The sequence below is a fragment of the Actinomyces oris genome, assembly GCF_001937445.1.
GTDB lineage: Bacteria > Actinomycetota > Actinomycetes > Actinomycetales > Actinomycetaceae > Actinomyces > Actinomyces acetigenes.
In genome coordinates, this window is the sequence record NZ_MSKS01000004.1 from 6,965 (window position 1) to 25,002 (window position 18,038).

General features: G+C 67.2%; 12 protein-coding genes, 1 pseudogene and 1 other annotated feature. Of the genes and pseudogenes, 6 read left to right on the plus strand and 7 right to left on the minus strand.

Annotated elements, in window-relative coordinates; genetic code table 11:
* Positions 1 to 100: 100 nt before the first annotated feature.
* The 5 genes from rplI to BKH20_RS01345 form a co-directional block, all read right to left on the minus strand.
* A complete protein-coding gene (rplI, locus tag BKH20_RS01325; RefSeq protein WP_075389638.1) occupies positions 101 to 556 on the minus strand; it encodes a 50S ribosomal protein L9 in 456 nt (151 codons plus the stop codon).
* Between the two features lie 15 nt (positions 557 to 571).
* Positions 572 to 808 carry a 30S ribosomal protein S18 gene (gene rpsR / locus BKH20_RS01330; protein ID WP_003783656.1) on the minus strand — a complete coding sequence of 79 codons (237 nt, stop codon included), beginning with the start codon at positions 806 to 808 and terminating at the stop codon, positions 572 to 574.
* 85 nt (positions 809 to 893) lie between these two features.
* Positions 894 to 1,496: a single-stranded DNA-binding protein gene (locus tag BKH20_RS01335; protein WP_075389639.1), complete on the minus strand. Its 603-nt coding sequence runs from the start codon at positions 1,494 to 1,496 to the stop codon at positions 894 to 896.
* A 27-nt stretch (positions 1,497 to 1,523) separates the two neighbouring features.
* The gene (rpsF, locus tag BKH20_RS01340) at positions 1,524 to 1,811 is read right to left on the minus strand and encodes a 30S ribosomal protein S6 (RefSeq protein WP_003788455.1); all 288 of its coding nucleotides are present in this window, start codon (positions 1,809 to 1,811) and stop codon (positions 1,524 to 1,526) included.
* 255 nt (positions 1,812 to 2,066) lie between these two features.
* Positions 2,067 to 4,520 carry a transglycosylase domain-containing protein gene (locus BKH20_RS01345; RefSeq protein ID WP_256692971.1) on the minus strand — a complete coding sequence of 818 codons (2,454 nt, stop codon included), beginning with the start codon at positions 4,518 to 4,520 and terminating at the stop codon, positions 2,067 to 2,069.
* Between the two features lie 522 nt (positions 4,521 to 5,042).
* Between BKH20_RS01345 and BKH20_RS01350 the strand changes: the two genes are divergently transcribed.
* From BKH20_RS01350 to BKH20_RS01365, 4 genes are all read left to right on the plus strand, one after another.
* On the plus strand, positions 5,043 to 6,416 hold the full coding sequence (locus tag BKH20_RS01350) for an anaerobic C4-dicarboxylate transporter (RefSeq protein ID WP_075389640.1): 1,374 nt from the start codon (positions 5,043 to 5,045) through the stop codon (positions 6,414 to 6,416).
* 133 nt (positions 6,417 to 6,549) lie between these two features.
* Positions 6,550 to 9,966, plus strand: coding sequence for a hypothetical protein (locus tag BKH20_RS01355; RefSeq protein ID WP_075389641.1), 3,417 nt, complete (start codon positions 6,550 to 6,552; stop codon positions 9,964 to 9,966).
* Between the two features lie 197 nt (positions 9,967 to 10,163).
* Positions 10,164 to 11,441 (plus strand): ATP-binding protein, encoded by a 1,278-nt coding sequence (locus BKH20_RS01360; protein WP_075389642.1) that lies wholly within the window; start codon positions 10,164 to 10,166, stop codon positions 11,439 to 11,441.
* 50 nt (positions 11,442 to 11,491) lie between these two features.
* Positions 11,492 to 14,383: a cation-translocating P-type ATPase gene (locus tag BKH20_RS01365; RefSeq protein ID WP_143224922.1), complete on the plus strand. Its 2,892-nt coding sequence runs from the start codon at positions 11,492 to 11,494 to the stop codon at positions 14,381 to 14,383.
* A gap of 116 nt (positions 14,384 to 14,499) precedes the next feature.
* Here BKH20_RS01365 and BKH20_RS14195 read toward each other — a convergent pair whose 3' ends face one another.
* On the minus strand, positions 14,500 to 14,658 hold the full coding sequence (locus BKH20_RS14195; RefSeq protein ID WP_009406747.1) for a hypothetical protein: 159 nt from the start codon (positions 14,656 to 14,658) through the stop codon (positions 14,500 to 14,502).
* On the minus strand, positions 14,658 to 15,431 hold the full coding sequence (locus tag BKH20_RS01370) for a class E sortase (protein ID WP_075373012.1): 774 nt from the start codon (positions 15,429 to 15,431) through the stop codon (positions 14,658 to 14,660). The genes BKH20_RS14195 and BKH20_RS01370 overlap by 1 nt, the downstream gene beginning before the upstream one ends.
* Positions 15,432 to 15,625: 194 nt before the next feature.
* On the opposite strand from BKH20_RS01370, the gene BKH20_RS01375 reads away from it, so the two are divergent.
* Together BKH20_RS01375 and BKH20_RS13635 are read left to right on the plus strand one after the other, a co-directional pair.
* Positions 15,626 to 16,144: a cell division protein CrgA gene (locus tag BKH20_RS01375; protein WP_075389644.1), complete on the plus strand. Its 519-nt coding sequence runs from the start codon at positions 15,626 to 15,628 to the stop codon at positions 16,142 to 16,144.
* A 657-nt stretch (positions 16,145 to 16,801) separates the two neighbouring features.
* A pseudogene (locus BKH20_RS13635) lies at positions 16,802 to 18,038 on the plus strand (IS3 family transposase); the annotation flags it as partial.
* Positions 17,077 to 17,205, plus strand: a sequence feature (AL1L pseudoknot). Its footprint overlaps the pseudogene before it by 129 nt.

Consider the following 18,038-nt stretch of genomic DNA (forward strand, 5'->3'; position numbering starts at 1 on the left):
TACCCTACGAACCGGACAGCCGGCACGACCCAGCACGACGCCGTCGGGCCGGAGTCCCCACGGGGAGGACCCGGCCCGACGGCGGAAGGATGCCCGGCGCTCAGCGCGCGGGAACGACGTTGACCTCGAGGGGGGCCACGACGTCGGCGTGCAGGCGCACGGAGGCGCTGTGGCGGCCGGTCGACTTGATCGGCGGCACGACCTGGATCTTGCGGCGGTCGACGGCGGGGCCACCGGCGGCCTTGACGGCGTCGGCCAGGGTCGCGGTGGTGACGGCGCCGAAGAGGCGGCCGTTGTCACCGGCGGTGGCGGAGACGGTCACGACGTTCTCCTGCAGCCAGGCGCGAGCGGCCTGGGCGTGCTCGAGGGACTCGATGGAGCGCTTGCGGCGCGCCTCGGCCATCTGGTCGATCTGGCGCTGGGCGCCCTTGGTCCACGGGGTGGCCAGCTTGCGGGGCAGGAGGTAGTTACGGGCGTAGCCGTCCTTGACCTCCACGACCTCGCCGGCGGAGCCGAGGTGGGAGACGTCGTGCGTGAGGATGAGCTTGGTGGTCATTGCGCGTGCCTCCGATCAGCGAGCCGAGCTCGAGTAGGGCAGCAGAGCCATCTCGCGGGCGTTCTTCACGGCCTTGGCGATCTTGCGCTGCTCCTGGACGGAGACGCCGGTGACGCGACGGGCGCGGATCTTGCCGCGGTCGGAGATGAACTTCCGCAGCGTGGCGGTGTCCTTGTAGTCGATGGTGCCGACCTTGATGGCCTTGACGGGGCTGACCTTCTTCTTCGGCTTGCGAAGTTGGGGCTTCGCCATGGTGGTACTCCTTGGTCTGAGCGCCTGGGCGCTCTACGAGATGAAAAGTGTTATGTGTGAGGGGACGGATCGACGACGTCGCGACTCAGAACGGGGGCTCGTCACCGAAGGAGGTGGAGCCGCCCGTGGCCCACGGGTCGTCCGCGGCGCCGCCGGCGGGGGCGTTGTACCCGGACTGGCCCTGGCCGCCGAAGCCGCCACCGCCGTTGTAGCCGCCCTGCTGGGGGCCACTCTGGTTGTATCCGCCCTGACCGCCCTGGCTGCCGCCGAAGCCGCCGCCCTGGCCGCCCTGGCCTCCGCCGAAGCCACCCTGGCCGCCGCCGCGCGGCTGGCGGGTGACCTGGGCCTTGGCGTAGCGCAGGGAGGGGCCGATCTCGTCGACCTGCATCTCCACCACCGTGCGGTTCTCGCCCTCACGGGTGGTGTAGGAGCGCTGGACCAGGCGGCCCTGGACGATGACGCGCGTGCCCTTGGTCAGCGACTCGGCCACGTTCTCCGCGGCGTCGCGCCAGATCGAGCAGCGCATGAACAGGGTCTCCCCGTCCTTCCACTCGCCGGCCTGGCGGTCGAAGGTGCGCGGCGTGGAGGCGACCGTGAAGGAGGCCACCGCTGCCCCGGAGGGCGTGAAGCGCATCTCGGGGTCCGCGGTGAGGTTCCCGACGATGGTGATGATGGTGTCTCCGGCCATGGCGTTGTCTCCGTTCCCGGTAGAGGCTCAGGCCTCGGGACGCAGCAGCTTGGTGCGCAGGACGGTCTCGTTGAGGCCGAGCTGGCGGTCGAGCTCCTGGGCGATCTCGGGCGTGGTGGTCATGTCCACGACGGCGTAGAAGCCCTCGGACTTCTTCTTGATGTCGTAGGCCAGCCGGCGCTTGCCCCAGATGTCGACCTTGTCCACGGTGCCCCCGTTGCTGGGGACGACCTGCAGCAGCTTCTCGAGCGTCGCGTTGGCGGTGCGCTCGTCCGTCTCGGGGTCGAGGATGATCATGATCTCGTAGTGACGCATGCTTGGTACCCACCTCCTCTGGTCTATGGCGGTCACGGTCCTTCCGTGACAGGAGGGTGATGCGTGCGGCGCACCATCCGGCGGAAACAGGCTTCATTCCGCCTTCCGCCTGACGGCGCAGCCAGTTCGCCACACTACCGGACAACCGGGTGGCCCTGAAAGCCGAGACGGTGGGCCGACGACGTGCCATGCAACACGTCGTCGGCCCACCGTCAGGCGTCCGTCAAGAGGCAGGCGTCAATCATGCAGCAGCTACTAACCACCCTGTTGGACAGCCTGCTTCTCCTCCTGTGGTTGTCTGTTAGGAGGCTGCTGGTTTTGATCCGGGGGCTTCTGATCATCTGGCGGTGCAGTCGCCCCCGGCTGGATTTCGCTGCTACTCGTTGGTTCCTGCGAAGGGACTCCCTCGTTGCCGGGCTGCGTGCCCTGCTGAGTCGGCTCGGCGGTGGGCTGCTGGGTGGGGGCCGCAGTCGCCTCCGGTTGGCCGGTAGGGGCCGCGGTCGACTCCTCCTCCGGCTGGCCGGTGGGCTTGGCGGTCTGCGGAACCGTCCCGCCACGGGTGGCCAGCAGCTCAGCCGGCGGCGGGAACTCCTCGACCGCAAGCCCCTCGTGGGCGACCGTCATGTAGTCGATGAAGATGTCCGCCGGGTAGGTCGACCCGGTGATCTCGTCGTACTCGCCCCAGGGCTCGATCGACTCCTCCGAGCCGTCCGTCCCGGTCTGGTAGAGGGTCACCGCGGTGACCACCTGCGGAGTGAAGCCCACGAACTGGGCGGACTTGTTGTCCGACGACGATCCGGTCTTCGCAGCGACCGGGCGATCCATGTGGGTTGCCACCTTGTCCGCACTTCCATTCGGGCCGGAGACGACCTGCTGGAGGGCGTAGGTCGTGTCCGCCATGACGTCCTCATCGAACTCTCGATGCCCCTTGGTGTCCGCCGTGTAGCGGTTCGTTCCGTCGGAGTTCTTGAGGGAGGCCACGATGTGGGTGTCGTGCCGGATGCCCTGCGAGGCGAAGGTGGAGTAGGCCGTCGCGATGTCAATCGTGTGCGGGGAGGCCGACCCGAGCACGTTCTGGACGAGAGTCCGCTGCTCCGTGGTCTTCAACCCCTCGGTGTTCTCCGGGTAGCCGGCGCGGTTCGCCACCTTGGCCGTGACCCCTTTCTCTTTCTGCAGGTCCGGGGCATTCAAGAGCTCCTGATTGAGCTGGAGGTAGGGGGTGTTGAGCGACTGCTCCGTGGCCTGGGTGAGGCTGGCCCACTTCAGGGAGACGTTTCTGAAGTTCTGGAACTGATGGCCCTCAATGGTCATCGGCGAGGTGGCCGGATAACCACTGTCCAAGGACCACCCGTTCTCCAGGGCGGCCACCAGCGCGAAGGGCTTGAAGGTGGAGCCGGCCTGCGCGATGGCATCAGTGGAGGTGTTGACCTGACTGGTCAGGTAGTCATCACCCCCGTAGAGCGCCAGCAGACCGCCCGTCTTGGGGTCGATGGACACCAGCGCCTTGCGCAGGTTCGGCGAGGCGCCGGGAGGCAGGGAGTTGACCGCGTTGACGGCGGCCTCCTGGTCCTTCTTGTTGATCGTGGTGACGATCTTGAAACCGCCGGTGTCGATCTGCTCGGGCGAGATCTTGGCCTTGCTCTCAAGCTCGGCGCGCACCATCTGAAGCAGGTAGCCGTTGGTGCCAGCGTAGATCTGCTTCGTCTGGGACTCCTCGGTCTTGGGCATCCCCGCCTGCTTGGCCTCGTTGTACTGGGCCTGGGTGATGTAGCCGTCGTCGAGCATGAACTGCAGGACTCGTCCCCACCGCTCCTCGGCCTTCTTCGAGTTCTCGGCCGGGTCCCAGGCGCTGGGGGACGGCAGGATCCCCGCTAGGAGCGCGGCCTCCGAAGGGGTCATCTCCTTGGCGGGATGGCCGAAGAAGGCCTGCGAGGCGGCCTCGATGCCGTAGGCGCCGCGGCCGTAGTAAACCGTGTTGAGGTAGTCGCCCAGGATCTCCTTCTTGGGCTTCTCCCGGTCGATCTTGATGGCCATGATGGCCTGCTTGAACTTGCCGGAGTAGGAGCTCGTGGTGTCGACGTAGTAGTTCTTCACGTACTGCTGCGTCAGGGTCGAGGCGCCCTGGGTATCGCCTCCGCGCAGGTTGTTGATCAGGGCGCGCGCGATGCCCTTGGGGTCGACGCCCTTGTTGGAGTAGAAGGAGCGGTCCTCAGAGGCCACCACCGAGTTGCCCACATAGTCCGGCAGGGTGGAGGCGTCCACGGACTGCCGGTTGATCTCGGCGAACTTCCCCATCTCCGTGGTTCCGTCGGCGTAGTAGACCGTGCTGCTCTGAGCCAGCGCGAACTCACTGGGCTTGGGCACCTTGATGGTGTTGTAGGCCCACATGAAGGCGCCGACGGCGCTGAGCACCCCCAGCAGGAAGACGCCCAGGACGAACCGCCAGCTGGGGATCCAGCGGTGGATCTTCCCCTTGCCGGCGCGGGGGTAGTTGAAGAAACGGCGCTTGCGCCCCGAGGCGGCGTCCTTGGAACGCTCGGCCGTCGACCGCTTGCGCCCCTTTCCGGGCTTCTTACCGGCCCCCGAGATCCTGCCCAGGGACTGGCGACCGGCGCTGGCCACCTGGCTCAGCTTGTTGCCGACGGGGCGGCTGGGTCCGCTCCCACTCGTGCCTTCTGCCACGCGCTCCTCGTTTCGGTTGACTGTCATGGAGGTGACTGGGTGCCGCGACGGTGCGGGGGATAACGCTCCGGTTGCGACATGAGGTCCTCATCATGACCGATGTTGGCTGCTGGCGCCGACTCACAAACCGGTCACCGTCCAGCAGGACCGTCGACGGCGATCGGAGTGATCGCTGCGGACAAGCCGCATTGGGCGTCGACATGCGTCCAGTATGAGGGAACACGGGGTCGTGATGGTAGCGATGTGGACCTGGGAACCAGCCATGACGCCACCGACTCACGTTATCCGGTTGTCACCTAAATCGCTCCGAACAGTGCACTCATGCGCTTTGAGGGCCGGTGACGGCGCTACCGGAGCCAGAATGTGAGTTCGCGCCCAGCCGTCAACGAAGTACTCCGAAAACAGCCGATACCCACCAGGACAATAGTCCCCGACGGCTGATGAGACACTGGGCACAATCCAGACAGGTGGTCAGTTTCACGCATCGGCTCCTCGCCCGCCAGGCCAGCGCCGACCCTCGCCCGTCCCGCCCAACCGGGGAGATCCGCCATGGACGCCAGCTCAGCCCTTCAGGCCCTCAGCATCATCCTTCAAGTCGTCATCATCCTCACCTGCCTCATCATCGGGGCGAAGAAGGGCGGGATCGCCCTCGGCCTCATCGCCGGGATCGGGCTGCTGATCCTCGTCTTCGGCTTCCGCCTGGAGCCGGGCGAGGCCCCGGTCGATGTCATCCTCACCATTCTGGCCGTCATCGGCTGCGCGGCCACCCTCCAGCAGTCAGGCGGACTGGACGTCATGATGCAGATGGCCGAGCGCGTGCTGCGTCGACATCCCGAACAGATCACCATCCTGGGGCCGTGCGTCACCTGGTTCCTCACCGTCCTGTGCGGGACCGGCCACGTCGTCTACACGATGCTGCCGATCATCGCGGACATCGCCATCAAGAAGGACATCCGGCCCGAACGCCCCATGGCCGCCTCCTCGGTCGCCGCCCAGATGGGCATCACGGCCTCGCCGGTCTCGGTCGCCACGGTCTCCATCGTCTCCATCATCGCCAAGAACACCGACCGGCACTGGTCAGTCCTGCAGATCCTGGCGGTCTCCATCCCGGCGTCGTTGTGCGGGGTGCTCCTGGCCGCCCTGTGGTCGATGCGCCGTGGCAAGGACCTGGATCAGGACGAGGAGTACCAGAAGCGCCTGGAGAACCCGGAGTTCCGCGCTGCCGTCCACTCCAGCTCCGAGACCCTCGTCGGCAAGGTGTTCCCGCCCGAGGCCTACCGCGCCACCTGGATCTTCCTGGGCGCCATCGCCGTCGTCGTCCTGGGCGCCTTCGAGGTGCTGCGCCCCCAGTTCCCCACGGGCGACGACGGCGCGCTGGAGCGCCTGAGCATGAACCTGGTCATCCAGATGGTCATGCTCGCCGCCGGAGCGCTCATTCTGCTGACTTGCAAGGTACAGGCCGGCAAGATCGCCTCCACCACCGTGTTCAAGGCCGGGGCCACTGCCATGTTCTCCATCTTCGGGGTCGCCTGGATGACTGAGACGGTCGTCCACGCCCATCTGGAGAACCTGGAGCACAGTCTCTCGGGCGTCCTGTCCCACCACGTGTGGATGTACGCCATCGTCCTGTTCATCATCGGCAAGCTGGTGAACTCCCAGGCGGCCGGACTGCTCATCGTCGCCCCGATGGCCCTGTCACTCGGGGTGAGCCCCGTCATCGTCGTCGGGTTCATCGGTGCCTCCTACGGGTACTTCATCCTGCCCACCTACCCCTCGGATCTGGCGGCGATCGGCTTCGACCCCACCGGCACCACTCACATCGGCAAGTACGTCATCAACCACTCCTTCCTGGTGCCCGGGCTCATCGGGGTCCTCACCTCCTGCATCGTGGGCACCGCACTGTCCCAGATGCTCCTGTCCTGAACGCTCGACGTCGCACCGGCGGTCGACTCAGAACGACCCGGCCGGCGAGTGTGATGTCAGACACGCCACTGAAGTCGGTCTTCTGGGCAGAACGTAACAGGACCGTGTCGTCTGTTCTGTCTAGGCTCGTGCCATGACAACTACAGACGCGGCCACCACTTCCGCCATCGCCCTGCGTTTGGAGCTGCTGGGGATCGCCGCCCCGGCACAGGTCAAGCAGAGTGAGGCGGATCGTCTCATGTCCCCGATCCTGGCACGCCAGCGCGAGCTCTCCCGCCGGCTGGCCCACCGCCCCTGTGCGGCTGACCAGCGCATCCAGACCTTCCTCGACTCCTACCTGGAGGGCGCGGCCGTCACCCCACGGCTGCCCCGCTCCACCTTCGTCCTGGACCAGCCGGGCCTGGCGCGGGCCCTGTCCCTGCCGGCAGACTCCACCAGCTTCACCTCCGACTACGTCGAGAGCTACCGGGTGCTCGGCGGCGTCCTGCACAACCCCCGCAACGACCGTCGCACCACCGCCGGCGTCTTCCACGTCGCCGAGGGCGGCCTGCCGATCCCGGATGACAAGATCGCCGTCTCGCGCGACGTCTTCGCCCGCCTGCTGGCCCACGCCGTCGAGCCCCCCGAGGACCTGCTGACCCTGCCGTGGGCCTCCCGGCAGGAGGACCCGGCCCGCTGCTTCGTGTCGCTGCTGCTGCGCCCCGTCGTCGTGCCCGAGGTTCCCGGCTTCTCCGCCGAGCGCTCCATGGAGATCCGCTTCATCGCCCCCGGCGGCCTGGTCTCCAACCTGGACTTCGTCGAGGGCATCTTCGGCAACGGCGGTGACCCCTACCTGCCGGAGAACGACTCCTCCCTGGCCCCGGAGTCCTGGACCGGCCACACCGGCTGCGTCATCCTCGCCCCGCACCTGACCACCCTGACCAAGAAGGAGCTGGGCCTGCCCTCCTGGGAGGAGGCCACCGAGCGCCAGCGCCGCGACGGCCAGTGCTGGAAGGACGAGGCCGAGCTCTACAACGGCGGCAAGGCCTTCAAGTGCGTGGCCCGTGATGAGCGCGGCGTCATCGTCACCATCATCGCGGACAACTACTTCGGCTACTGCAAGAAGGAGGTCAAGACCCAGATCGGGTACTCGGCCAACCTCTTCGGCTGCGTGGAGGAGGAGCACGCCGGCGGCGCCGTCGCCTACCCGCGCTACAACCTGAGCCAGGAGTACACCGACGTCCACACCCCCAAGGGCCTGACCCTCGAGCACGTCATCGAGCGCAACCCCGGCCGCTTCGAGACGCGCGAGGACGGTTCCGCCGTCGCCATCGACGACCCGACCGTGGTGCTGGTGCCCGCCGGCGCCCACTACTCGATGCGCAACCAGACGATCACCTGGACCCGCCCCGACGGTCAGGAGGCCTCGATCCCGCTGCTGGTGGGCAACACCTACGTGGCCCCCAACGGCTACCGGGTCCACGCCAAGCACCGCGAGGGCGACGCCACCCAGTGGCACCTGGTGGGCACCGCCCCCTGGTCTACGCAGGCCCACAAGCCGGCCACCGTCTCCGGCGGCGGCAAGTCAGAGATCTCCAAGGCCCTCCTGGACGCCTTCGTCTTCGGTGAGGCCTACGTCGGCGACGTCGACGAGGACTTCGACACCGTCCAGACGATCCTCGACGGCAACTACGCCGACCGCTTCGTCGACCCGGCCAACAAGAGCGCCCACCACCGCTCGATCCTCTCCGAGCGCCGCTCGCTGGGAAGCGTCATCAAGCTGCTGACGCCGTCGTCGATGTACACCGAGGAGTACAACGCCTTCCTGGAGTCGATCCCGGCCCACATCAAGGAGCTCATCTTCACCGTCAAGCGCTTCTACCAGCCCAGCTGGGGCAAGGACTGGCGCAGCCACTTCTCCGTGGGCATCATCAACGGCCGCAAGGGCAACTCCCTGCGCCTGGACGGTGAGGTCATCAAGGTCAACATGCTGCGCGTGGGCTTCGAGGACGACGGCGCCTGGCGCCTGCTGTCCCTGCGCCCGGACTTCTCCCCGGCGGCCAAGGTCCAGACCGAGGACGACATCACCGCCTCGATCGTGGCCCCCGGCGGCCTGGTCTCCACCCCGGACTCGCAGCTGTCGCGCAAGTTCGTCACCAACTGCGAGTCCCTGCTCTTCCAGCGGCCCGACGACGCGATCGTGCGCGGCTACGACAAGCAGACCGAGTCGGACATGTCGGATCCGCAGGCGGACCTGTTCATCTCCAACTTCCAGCCGCTCACGCCCGCCGACGCCCGGGCGATGGCCGCCGACGCCCCCGGCCTGTCCCGCTTCACCCAGCCCATGCAGGACCTGGTGGCCCGCGCCGCCGCCCTGCCCGAGGCCGAGGACCCCGCCGAGCAGACCTACTGGGTCTCCACGGCCAACCCGCGCCTGGTCAACGGCACCCCCACCAAGAACCCCCGCTACCTCCAGGTGCGTCCCGACATCGCCAACCCGAAGGATGTGGCGCTGGCGGACCTGACCAACCACCTCTTCCGGGATGTCCCCCTGGACGAGGCGCTGCGTCACAGCGTCGACATCGTCGCCGCCGGGCGCCGCAACAACCCGCCCGAGGACGGGGTTCCGCCGCTGTGCGCCTACAACCCGCTGCACTACATGGAGCTGCCGGAGCTGTTCATGGAGTTCATCTCCTCCATGACCGGTAAGTCCCCCTCGACGACGGGCGCCGGCAGCGAGGGGGCCCTCACCAAGGCCCCGTTCAACGCCCTGCCGGCCATCTACGACCTCAACGCGGCCCTGCTGTCCTACGCCCTCAGCGGCTACGACGGCTGGCTGTCCTCGGCCGGCTACATTGGCCCGAAGGTGCAGGTGGCCCACGACATCTCGCTGCTCATCCCGGAGATCTTCTCGCGCATGAGCGTTGAGGAGCGGGACGCCCACCACCTCATCGAGGGCGGCTACCTCGAGCGCATCGAGGACTTCGAGTACGAGGGCCGCACCGTCCAGGCCTCGCGCCTGGGCTACCGGATGAACCAGTCCTTCGCCTCGACCTTCTTCGGCCGGATCTTCCTGCACCCCGACGTCGTCTTCACCGAGGAGATGCTGCGTCCCGAGCTGCAGGATGAGGCGGTCTTCGCCGACTCGGTGGACATCATCGTCACCACCCACAAGGTGGTGGCCGAGCACTACCGGGCCGACGGCTCCATCGAGTGGGCCGTGCCGCCGCTGCGGGCCCTGCTGGAGATCATGATCGACGGCACCTCTCGCGAGGGCTGGGACCTGACGAGCCCGGAGTTCCGCGCCCTGTTCGAGCGCGAGAACATCCTGAGCTCGTCGTGGTACGCGCAGCGCCTGGACGCCAAGGTCGCCCGCGACACCCGCCAGGCCCACCAGGCCATCGAGGACCTCACCCGCTTCTACACCGCGGAGAACAACGAGGAGGTCGTCGAGCGCCTGGGCATCGAGGGCCGTCTGGCCGAGGCCCGTGCCTGGCTGGACAAGGTCAGCTCCCCGGCCTACCGCGAGCACCTCGTGGGCTCGCTCGGCCTCCAGCCTTCGCTGGCCTGAGTCGACGCTCCCCCGCTGACGGGGACGCGGAATCCGTGTGGGGGAACAGGACACCTTGTTCCCCCACACGGATTCCGTCCTTGTGCGCGAGGCCGTTTCAACCTTCACACTCAAAACTCACCAAAGTTCACACTGAAATGGCTTCAACCTTCACACTGGGATAGAGTGACGACACGCCTCCGTCGGCAAGGACATCCATGAAACCCAGCGACAGCAGCGACTACCTCCCCCGCGTTGCGGACCAGCAACTGTCTGCGGCGTTGCGCACCTCCGGGGCCGTCCTCATCCAAGGCCCCAAGTGGTGCGGCAAGACCGCGACGGGCTCCCAGGCAGCTGCGAGCATCATCTACCTCCAGGACCCCGACCACAGCGCCGCCTACCTTCAACTGGCGGATCTCAAGCCCTCCGCACTTCTCGAGGGAGAGGTGCCACGCCTGATCGACGAGTGGCAGATGGCTCCGCAGGTGTGGGACGCCGTGCGCTTCGCTGTCGATCGCCGCCAGGCACGCGGCCAGTTCATCCTGACCGGTTCATCGACCCCTTCCGTTGAGCCCGCGCACTCCGGCGTCGGACGCATCAAGCGGCTGGTCATGCGCACCATGTCCTTGACCGAGTCCCTCGAGTCCAACCGAGCAGTCTCACTCACAGCACTCTTCGACGGCGATCATGACGCGGCGTCCCTGTCCGATCTGACGGTGGACGGCATCGCCCAGGCAATATGCCGTGGAGGGTGGCCCGAGGCAGTACGGGACCCGGACGACACCGAGGCCATCCAGTACGCTCGAAACTATGTCGACGCCCTGGTCGACTCGGACCTCTCGCGCGTCGACTCAGTCAACCGGTCGAGTCTGCGTATGCGGGCGCTCCTGCGAGCCTACGCCCGCAATATCTCAACACAGGCCGCAGGTACCACCCTGCGGGCCGACATGCAGGAGGATGAGCAGACCCTCTCGGTGAATGCACTGCGCCCCTACCTCGACCTACTCTCGCAGTCCTTCGTCATTGAGGATCTTCCCGCCTGGAGCCCTTCACTGCGATCGCGCACCGCCATCCGGACCAGTCCGACGCGCCACTTCACCGATCCTTCCATCGCCGCCGCCGTCCTGAGGCTCACCCCGCAACGGTTGCTCCTTGATCCCGAGACCTTTGGGCTACTGTTCGAGTCGTTGTGCGTCCGCGACCTGCGAATCTACAGCGGGGCGTTGGGAGGAAGCGTCTTCCACTACCGGGACCAGTCGGGTCTTGAGGCCGACGCCGTCATCGCGCTCGACGACGGCCGATGGGCACTCGTCGAGGTCAAGCTCGGCAGCGCCCAGATCGACGAGGCCGCCGCGAACCTGCGCAAGCTGGCTGACCGGGTCGACTCCAGGACCCTGGGAGAACCCTCGTTCCTCATGGTGCTCACTGGTACGGCGACGGCCTATCAGCGCGACGACGGCGTCCTCGTCGTTCCCCTGGGCTGTCTCAGCCCGTAGATCTCTCCCAGAGCTTGTCAAAGCAATCCGCCGTTGATGGGATAGCGTCCATGCCCACAGCACCCGCCATGGACACCTCGTTCGATCCGGCCGGCACAGAGCCATCGACGCAGCCCCGCCCCTACTCCCGCTCGGCCGACGTCGTCGCCACCGAGCTCGGCACCGATGTCTCCTGCGGTCTGAGCCGGCAGGTCGCGGCCGGCCGCCTGGCCGCCAACGGCCCCAACGAGCTGCCCTCCAAGCCGCCGACGCCCGCCTGGCTGCGCTTCCTGGGCCAGTTCAACGATCCGCTCGTCTACCTCCTGCTGGCCGCCATCGTCATCTCCACCATCGCCTGGGTCCTGGAGGGCGCCGAGGGCGTGCCGGTGGACTCCATCGTCATCGTCGCCGTCGTCACCCTCAACGCCATCCTCGGATTCGTCCAGGAGAACAAGGCCGCCGACGCCGTCGCCGCCCTGTCCGCCATGACCGAGGCGACCTCCACGGTGCTGCGCGACGGCGCGCGCCTGGTCATCCCCTCCTCCGAGCTCGTGATCGGCGACGTCCTCGTCCTGGGCGAGGGAGACCAGGTCGGCGCCGACGCCCGCCTGGTCTCGGCCGCCGCCCTGCGCGTGGTGGAGTCCTCCCTCACCGGTGAGGCCGACGCGGTCATCAAGACCCCCGAGGCGGTCGGCACCGACACCGACCTGGCTGACCGCACCTGCATGGTCTACCGGGGCACCTCCGTGGCCCAGGGGACGGGACGCGCCGTCGTCGTCGCCACCGGGGCCGACACCGAGATGGGCGCGATCGCGCAGATGCTCGACTCCGTCGAGGAGGAGGACACGCCCCTGCAGAAGGAGATCCACGTGATCTCCACGATGCTGGGGATCGTCGTCGTCATCATCGCCGTCGTGGTTGTGGGAACCCTGCTGCTCCTGGCGCGGGATCGCACACCGGACACGATCGTCCACGCCCTCCTGCTGGGCGTCTCGCTGGCCGTGGCCGCTGTGCCCGAGGGCCTGCCCGCGATCCTGTCGGTAGTCCTGGCCCTGGGTGTGCAGCGCATGGCCACCCACAAGGCCGTGGTCAAGAGGCTCACCAGCGTGGAGACCCTCGGCTCGGCCTCAGTCATCTGCTCGGACAAGACCGGTACCCTCACCCGCTCGGAGATGACGATCCAGGAAGTCGTCACGGCCTCGGGCACCTGCGTGGTCACCGGCATCGGGTACGCGCCCGACGGCGAGGTCGCCCCCGACACCGACCGTGACGGTCGCCCCGACGCCGATCCCCTCGAAGGGCCCCTGCGCGACGAGGTCACCGTGGTCCTCTCCGGCGGGGCGCTGGCCTCCGACGCCGAGCTCAGCGCCGACGAGGACGTGTGGAGCGTCGTCGGTGACCCGACCGAGGGCGCCTTCCTGGTCGCGGAGAGGAAGCTCGGCACCGATGGCCAGCGCGAGGGCCGCTTCGAGCGCGTCGGCGAGGTCCCCTTCACCTCCGAGCGCAAGATGATGTCGGTGCTGCTCACCGACACCGAGCACGGCACGATCATCGTCTCCAAGGGCGCCCCGGATATCCTCATGGAGCACTGCACGCAGATGCGCCTGGGCGAGGCCTCCACCGAGCTGACCGGTCAGGCCCGGGCCCGGTTCACCGAGCGCATCGCGGACATGTCGGGCCGGGCACTGCGCACCCTGGGGGTCGGCTACCGGCTCCTCACCGATGAGGAGGCCGCCCGCGTGCGCGAGGCCGCCGCCGGCGACGGCGAGGCGGACCTGTCGGACTTGGAGCGGGATCTGGTACTGGCCGGCATCGTCGGCATCATCGACCCGCCGCGCCCCGAGGCGGCCGTGGCCGTGGCCGAGGCGCACCGGGCGGGCGTGCGCGTCCTCATGATCACCGGCGACCACCCGGCCACCGCCGGACGCATCGCAGCGGACCTGGGCATCGTCGAACGGGGCGCCCCGGTCCTCACCGGCCGGGAGCTGGAGACGATGGACGACGAGGTCCTGTCCCGGGCCGTAGCCACCACCAGCGTGTACGCGCGCGTCGCCCCCGAGCACAAGATGCGGATCGTCGGCGCCCTGAAGTCGCAGGGCCACACGGTCTCCATGACCGGCGACGGCGTCAACGACGCCCCGGCCCTGCGCGCTGCGGACATCGGCGTGGCCATGGGCGTCACCGGAACCCAGGTGACCAAGGAGGCCGCCACGATGGTCCTGGCGGACGACAACTTCGCCACCATCGTCGACGCCGTGCGTGAGGGCCGGCGCATCTTTGACAACATCAAGAAGTTCCTGCGCTTCCTGCTGTCCTCCAACATGGGTGAGGTCCTCACGGTCTTTGGCGGCGTGGTGCTCTCGGGAGTCATCGGCCTGAGCGGGCACAGCGAGTCCGGCGTGGTCCTGCCGCTGCTGGCCACCCAGATCCTGTGGATCAACCTGGTCACCGACTCCGGACCGGCCCTGGCCATGGGCGTGGACCCCTCCGTGGAGGACGTCATGGCCCGCCCACCGCGCAAGCCCACGGAACGAGTGGTCGACGGCGCCATGTGGAGCGGCGTGCTGCTGATCGGTGCGGTCATGGCCGTCTCGACCCTGGCGACGCTAGACCTCTTCCTGCCCGGCGGCCTCATCGAGACTTCCCTGTCCACCGACGACCTGGACACCGCCCGCACAGCGGTCTTCTCCACGCTGGTCCTGGCACAGCTGTTCAACACGCTCAACTCGCGCTCGGAGACGGTCAGCGCCTTCAGTCACCTCTTCGTCAACAAGTGGCTCTGGGGTGCGATCAGCCTGACCCTGGTGCTTCAGGTCGCCGTGGTGGAGGTGCCCTTCCTGCAGGCGGCTTTCTCGACGAGGTCGTTGGACCTGACCCACTGGGCGGTGGTCGTCATCATGGCCTCCCTGGTCCTGTGGGTCGACGAGCTGCGCAAGCTCGTCAGGCGACTCATGAAGCGCTAAGCAGTACGACGCACGCGCATGCGGCCGGGTCCCCAACCGTCTGGTGACGGTCGGGACCCCTCGTTCCGCATCAATGACGGCCGATAGCGGCGAAGACCCGCGGCTTCCGGTTGTGGTCAGCCGACGTCGGCGTTGCCGGACAGGTGCCAGGTGGCGTTGGCCCAGGGGAAGACGTACTGCATGAGCACGTAGACGACTCCGGCGATGAGGATGAGCGACTCGATGGCCTTGAGCCACGCGGGGCCCGGAAGGTGCCGCCAGATGAAGCCGTACATCAGTTGACCCCCGGGTCGTTGAGCACGGACTTCGGACGTCCCTCGGAGCGATCCATCCAGTACTTGAACTGCGCGTGGACGATCCAGCGCTGGTCGTTGCCGAACTCGCCGGCGGTCGATCCGTGGCAGGTGGTCAACGTGATGTACCGGTCGGTGGGCTGAGCGTCCGGCTGGTTGGGGACTGGGGCGATGACCTCGACCTGCTCGGGCTGGACGATCTCGTGGCCGGTCACCCTGAACACGTACCAGGTCTTGGCGGTGGAGACGATGATCTCGTCGCCCTCCTGGAGCAGGTCGATGCGGCGGAAGGAGTTGCCGTAGGTGCGGCGGTGCCCGGCGATCGCGAAGTTGCCGAGCTCGCCGAGCTGCTGGGTGTTGGTGTAGTGGCCCGCCGCGGCCTGGTCCAGGACGTCGGATCCGGTGCCCTCCATGATGGGCATGTTGTTGTTGGTGATGCCGTACCACTTGGGGACGATGAGCATCCCGATGGTCTCGCCGTAGCCGACCTGCTCCATGACGGGCGGAGCATCATAGTGCTCCGTGCCGGCCTTCTGAGGTGACTGGACCTGCTTCTGGTGGAACTGGGTGGCCACCGCCTGCGCGCTGGCGTTGGCGTCAATGCCGGTCCACCACAGCTGCCAGCACAGGAAGAGGGCGACGACGAGGCCGGCGGTGATGAGCAGCTCACCGATTCCGGTCAAGGTGCCGTTGAAGATTCGGACAGCACGACTCTGGCCGGGTGCTCGGTGTCGCACAAGACCTCCTCCAGTCATCGCCCCTCCTCAGAACTGGGACATCATCGGGCTAACGGCCAGTCTAAGGGGGTACACCCCCCACATGACCAGCCAGGAGTGGTGGACTCATCACAAGGTGCACCGTGAGGAAGCCTGACAGCATGTCCTAGGCTAGGCCCGGATGTATTGCGGTGGTCTCATGCCACCATCCCCAACCAGTGAGGAGACCCAGGGTGGCCTTGGAGAAGAAGTCCACAACGGACGACGCCGACAAGAGCTCGGAGAAGGTCTCGAAGAAGAGCTCGGAGCAGAACAGCGCGAAGAGCGCTGAGAAGGACAAGGGCTCGACGAAGGACTCTGCCGCCTCTGAGAAGACGGAGAAGAAGACCACGGCGGACAAGGACTCGAAGAAGAGCTCGTCGTCGTCGAAGAAGAAGCACCCTAAGCGCTCCGGCAACCCGGCCAAGGCGGCCAAGGCCCTCGAGGAGGAGTCGCGCGCCGCGGCGAACCGAGTCTCGCGCACCCCCAAGAAGATCAAGGACACTGCCTCGCCGCGCTGGTACGCCCCCACCATGGTGACGCTCCTGGTCATCGGGCTGCTGTGGGTTGTCGCCACCTACCTCTTCCAGGGCAAGTACCCGCTGCCCTACTTCGTCGAGCACCACGGCGGCGACTGGCTGTTCAATGGCAACCTCTACATCGGCTTCCTCATCATGATGTCGGGCTTCCTCGGTCTGCTGCGCTGGAAGTGACAGGTTTCAGACACTCCCGCGATCAGGCATCCGCGTAGGCCCCCGAGCACCGGCTCGGGGGCCTTGTCGTGAGCGGTGTCTCCACACTTCGGGGCATCGACGGAGCGGGTTGAGCCGGCTGACAGAGCTGCTTGATCGCATCGTCGAGGGGCTCGTCCCAAGGAGGGGACCCGAGCCGGAGCCACTGCGTATCCCCACGACCCTGCGCCAGGGGCTCGGCCCGCTCCTCCTTCCTCCCCAGGTCGTCTGTGGATCCGTGGACAACCGGCTCCCCACAACCCACGTCGACTTTCCCCATGTGTGGACAGGCCTGTGGATAACTACAGCCTTGTGTTTCCACACCTGTGTCCACAGATGTGGATGAACCACAGCGGTGTTCTTTCAGCCTTGTCATTCAAGGCCTCACGGGCTGCGCGGTGCTTCTCAGGGGCGGTGCGTCTCATGTGCTGTCTCCTCGCTTCTGAGACGCTCGCTCGGGCGGGAGGCCGGTGCTGATCTGACGGGCCTGGTGCACCACTCCGACCGTGGGGTGCAGTACCGGTCCATCCGCTACGGGCAGGCCGAGCGTGTTCAATGGTATGTGTAAGCCCCTCCGTTGGAAGGACTGAATCGTCCCGGGTTTGATGGAGGCAGTGATGACACGGAAGGATCACTGTCATGGGACAGAAGAAGTACCCCGATGAGCTGCGCGAGCGGGCCACGAGGATGACCTTGGAGGCGCTGGAGGATTCGGCGCGGGCCAAGGGCGCGATCCGCAGGATCGCCGACGAGCTGGGTGTCCATCCCGAGGCTCTGCGCACCTGGGTCAAGAAGGCCCAGGTCGATGGTGGTCTGAGGCCGGGAACCACCACCGACGAGGCGCAGCGAATCAAGGAACTTGAGAAAGAGGTCCGAGAGCTGCGAAGAGCCAACGCGATCCTGAAGAGTGCGTCGGCTTTCTTCGCGGCGGAGCTCGACCGCCCATCCCGTTGATCTGCCAGTACATCGACTCCCGCAAGGAGGAGTTCGGGGTCGAGCCGATCTGCACTACGCTCAGCGAGGCTGGTGTGCAGATCGCCCCGAGTACCTACTACGCCCGCCGTAGCCGGCCTCCTAGCGCCAGGAGCCTGCGCGACGAGACCCTCAAGGCCGAGATATCCAAGGTCCACAAGAACCAGCTACTCGGTGCTGGGGGCCCGCAAGATGCACGTGATGCGGGGCCGACCCGAGGCCGCCGAGCGTCACGGTGCCGGTCACGTGGCCCGGTGCACCGTCGAACGCCTCATGGGCGACCTGGGTCTGCGCGGCGTCCGCCGCGCCAGGTCCCCGCACACCACGCGCAGCGCACCGCGAGAGCAGTGCCCGGCCGACCTCGTCAAAAGGCATTTCAGCGCGTTCAGGCCGAACGAGCTGTGGGTCGCCGACATTCCCCCGCAAGCGGGAGGTACCCCCTCCTACGTGCGTACGTTCTCCGGGTGGGTCTACGTCGCCTTCGTCACCGATGTCTTCTCGCGGCGAATCGTGGGCTGGCAGACCTCCACGAGCCTGTACACCGACCTGGCCCTGGACGCCCTTCAGATGGCCGTCTGGCAGCGGAAACGAGCCGGTGCTGACCTGACGGGCCTGGTGCACCACTCCGACCGTGGGGTGCAGTACCGGTCCATTCGCTATGGGCAGGCCCTGTCCGACTGCGAGGCAGTCGCCTCTGTAGGCTCTAAGGGGGATTCCTACGACAATGCTCTGGCCGAGGCGCTCAACTCGCTGTACAAGGCCGAGCTGATCCGCAACCAGGGCCCTTGGGAGGACATCGACGCCGTCGAGGTCGCCACCGCCGAGTGGGTCCACTGGTACGGGCACCACCCGGCCACACTCCGCCATCGGGATGCGAACCACCGCCGAGCACGAAGCCACCTGG

What these genes read in the sequence shown, in the direction of transcription:
- rplI (WP_075389638.1), bottom strand. Translation starts at nt 556, where the DNA reads ATGACCACCAAGCTCATCCTCACGCACGACGTCTCCCACCTCGGCTCC.
- rpsR (WP_003783656.1), bottom strand. Translation starts at nt 808, where the DNA reads ATGGCGAAGCCCCAACTTCGCAAGCCGAAGAAGAAGGTCAGCCCCGTC.
- BKH20_RS01335 (WP_075389639.1), bottom strand. Translation starts at nt 1,496, where the DNA reads ATGGCCGGAGACACCATCATCACCATCGTCGGGAACCTCACCGCGGAC.
- rpsF (WP_003788455.1), bottom strand. Translation starts at nt 1,811, where the DNA reads ATGCGTCACTACGAGATCATGATCATCCTCGACCCCGAGACGGACGAG.
- BKH20_RS01345 (WP_256692971.1), bottom strand. Translation starts at nt 4,520, where the DNA reads ATGACAGTCAACCGAAACGAGGAGCGCGTGGCAGAAGGCACGAGTGGG.
- BKH20_RS01350 (WP_075389640.1), top strand. Translation starts at nt 5,043, where the DNA reads ATGGACGCCAGCTCAGCCCTTCAGGCCCTCAGCATCATCCTTCAAGTC.
- BKH20_RS01355 (WP_075389641.1), top strand. Translation starts at nt 6,550, where the DNA reads ATGACAACTACAGACGCGGCCACCACTTCCGCCATCGCCCTGCGTTTG.
- BKH20_RS01360 (WP_075389642.1), top strand. Translation starts at nt 10,164, where the DNA reads ATGAAACCCAGCGACAGCAGCGACTACCTCCCCCGCGTTGCGGACCAG.
- BKH20_RS01365 (WP_143224922.1), top strand. Translation starts at nt 11,492, where the DNA reads ATGCCCACAGCACCCGCCATGGACACCTCGTTCGATCCGGCCGGCACA.
- BKH20_RS14195 (WP_009406747.1), bottom strand. Translation starts at nt 14,658, where the DNA reads ATGTACGGCTTCATCTGGCGGCACCTTCCGGGCCCCGCGTGGCTCAAG.
- BKH20_RS01370 (WP_075373012.1), bottom strand. Translation starts at nt 15,431, where the DNA reads ATGACTGGAGGAGGTCTTGTGCGACACCGAGCACCCGGCCAGAGTCGT.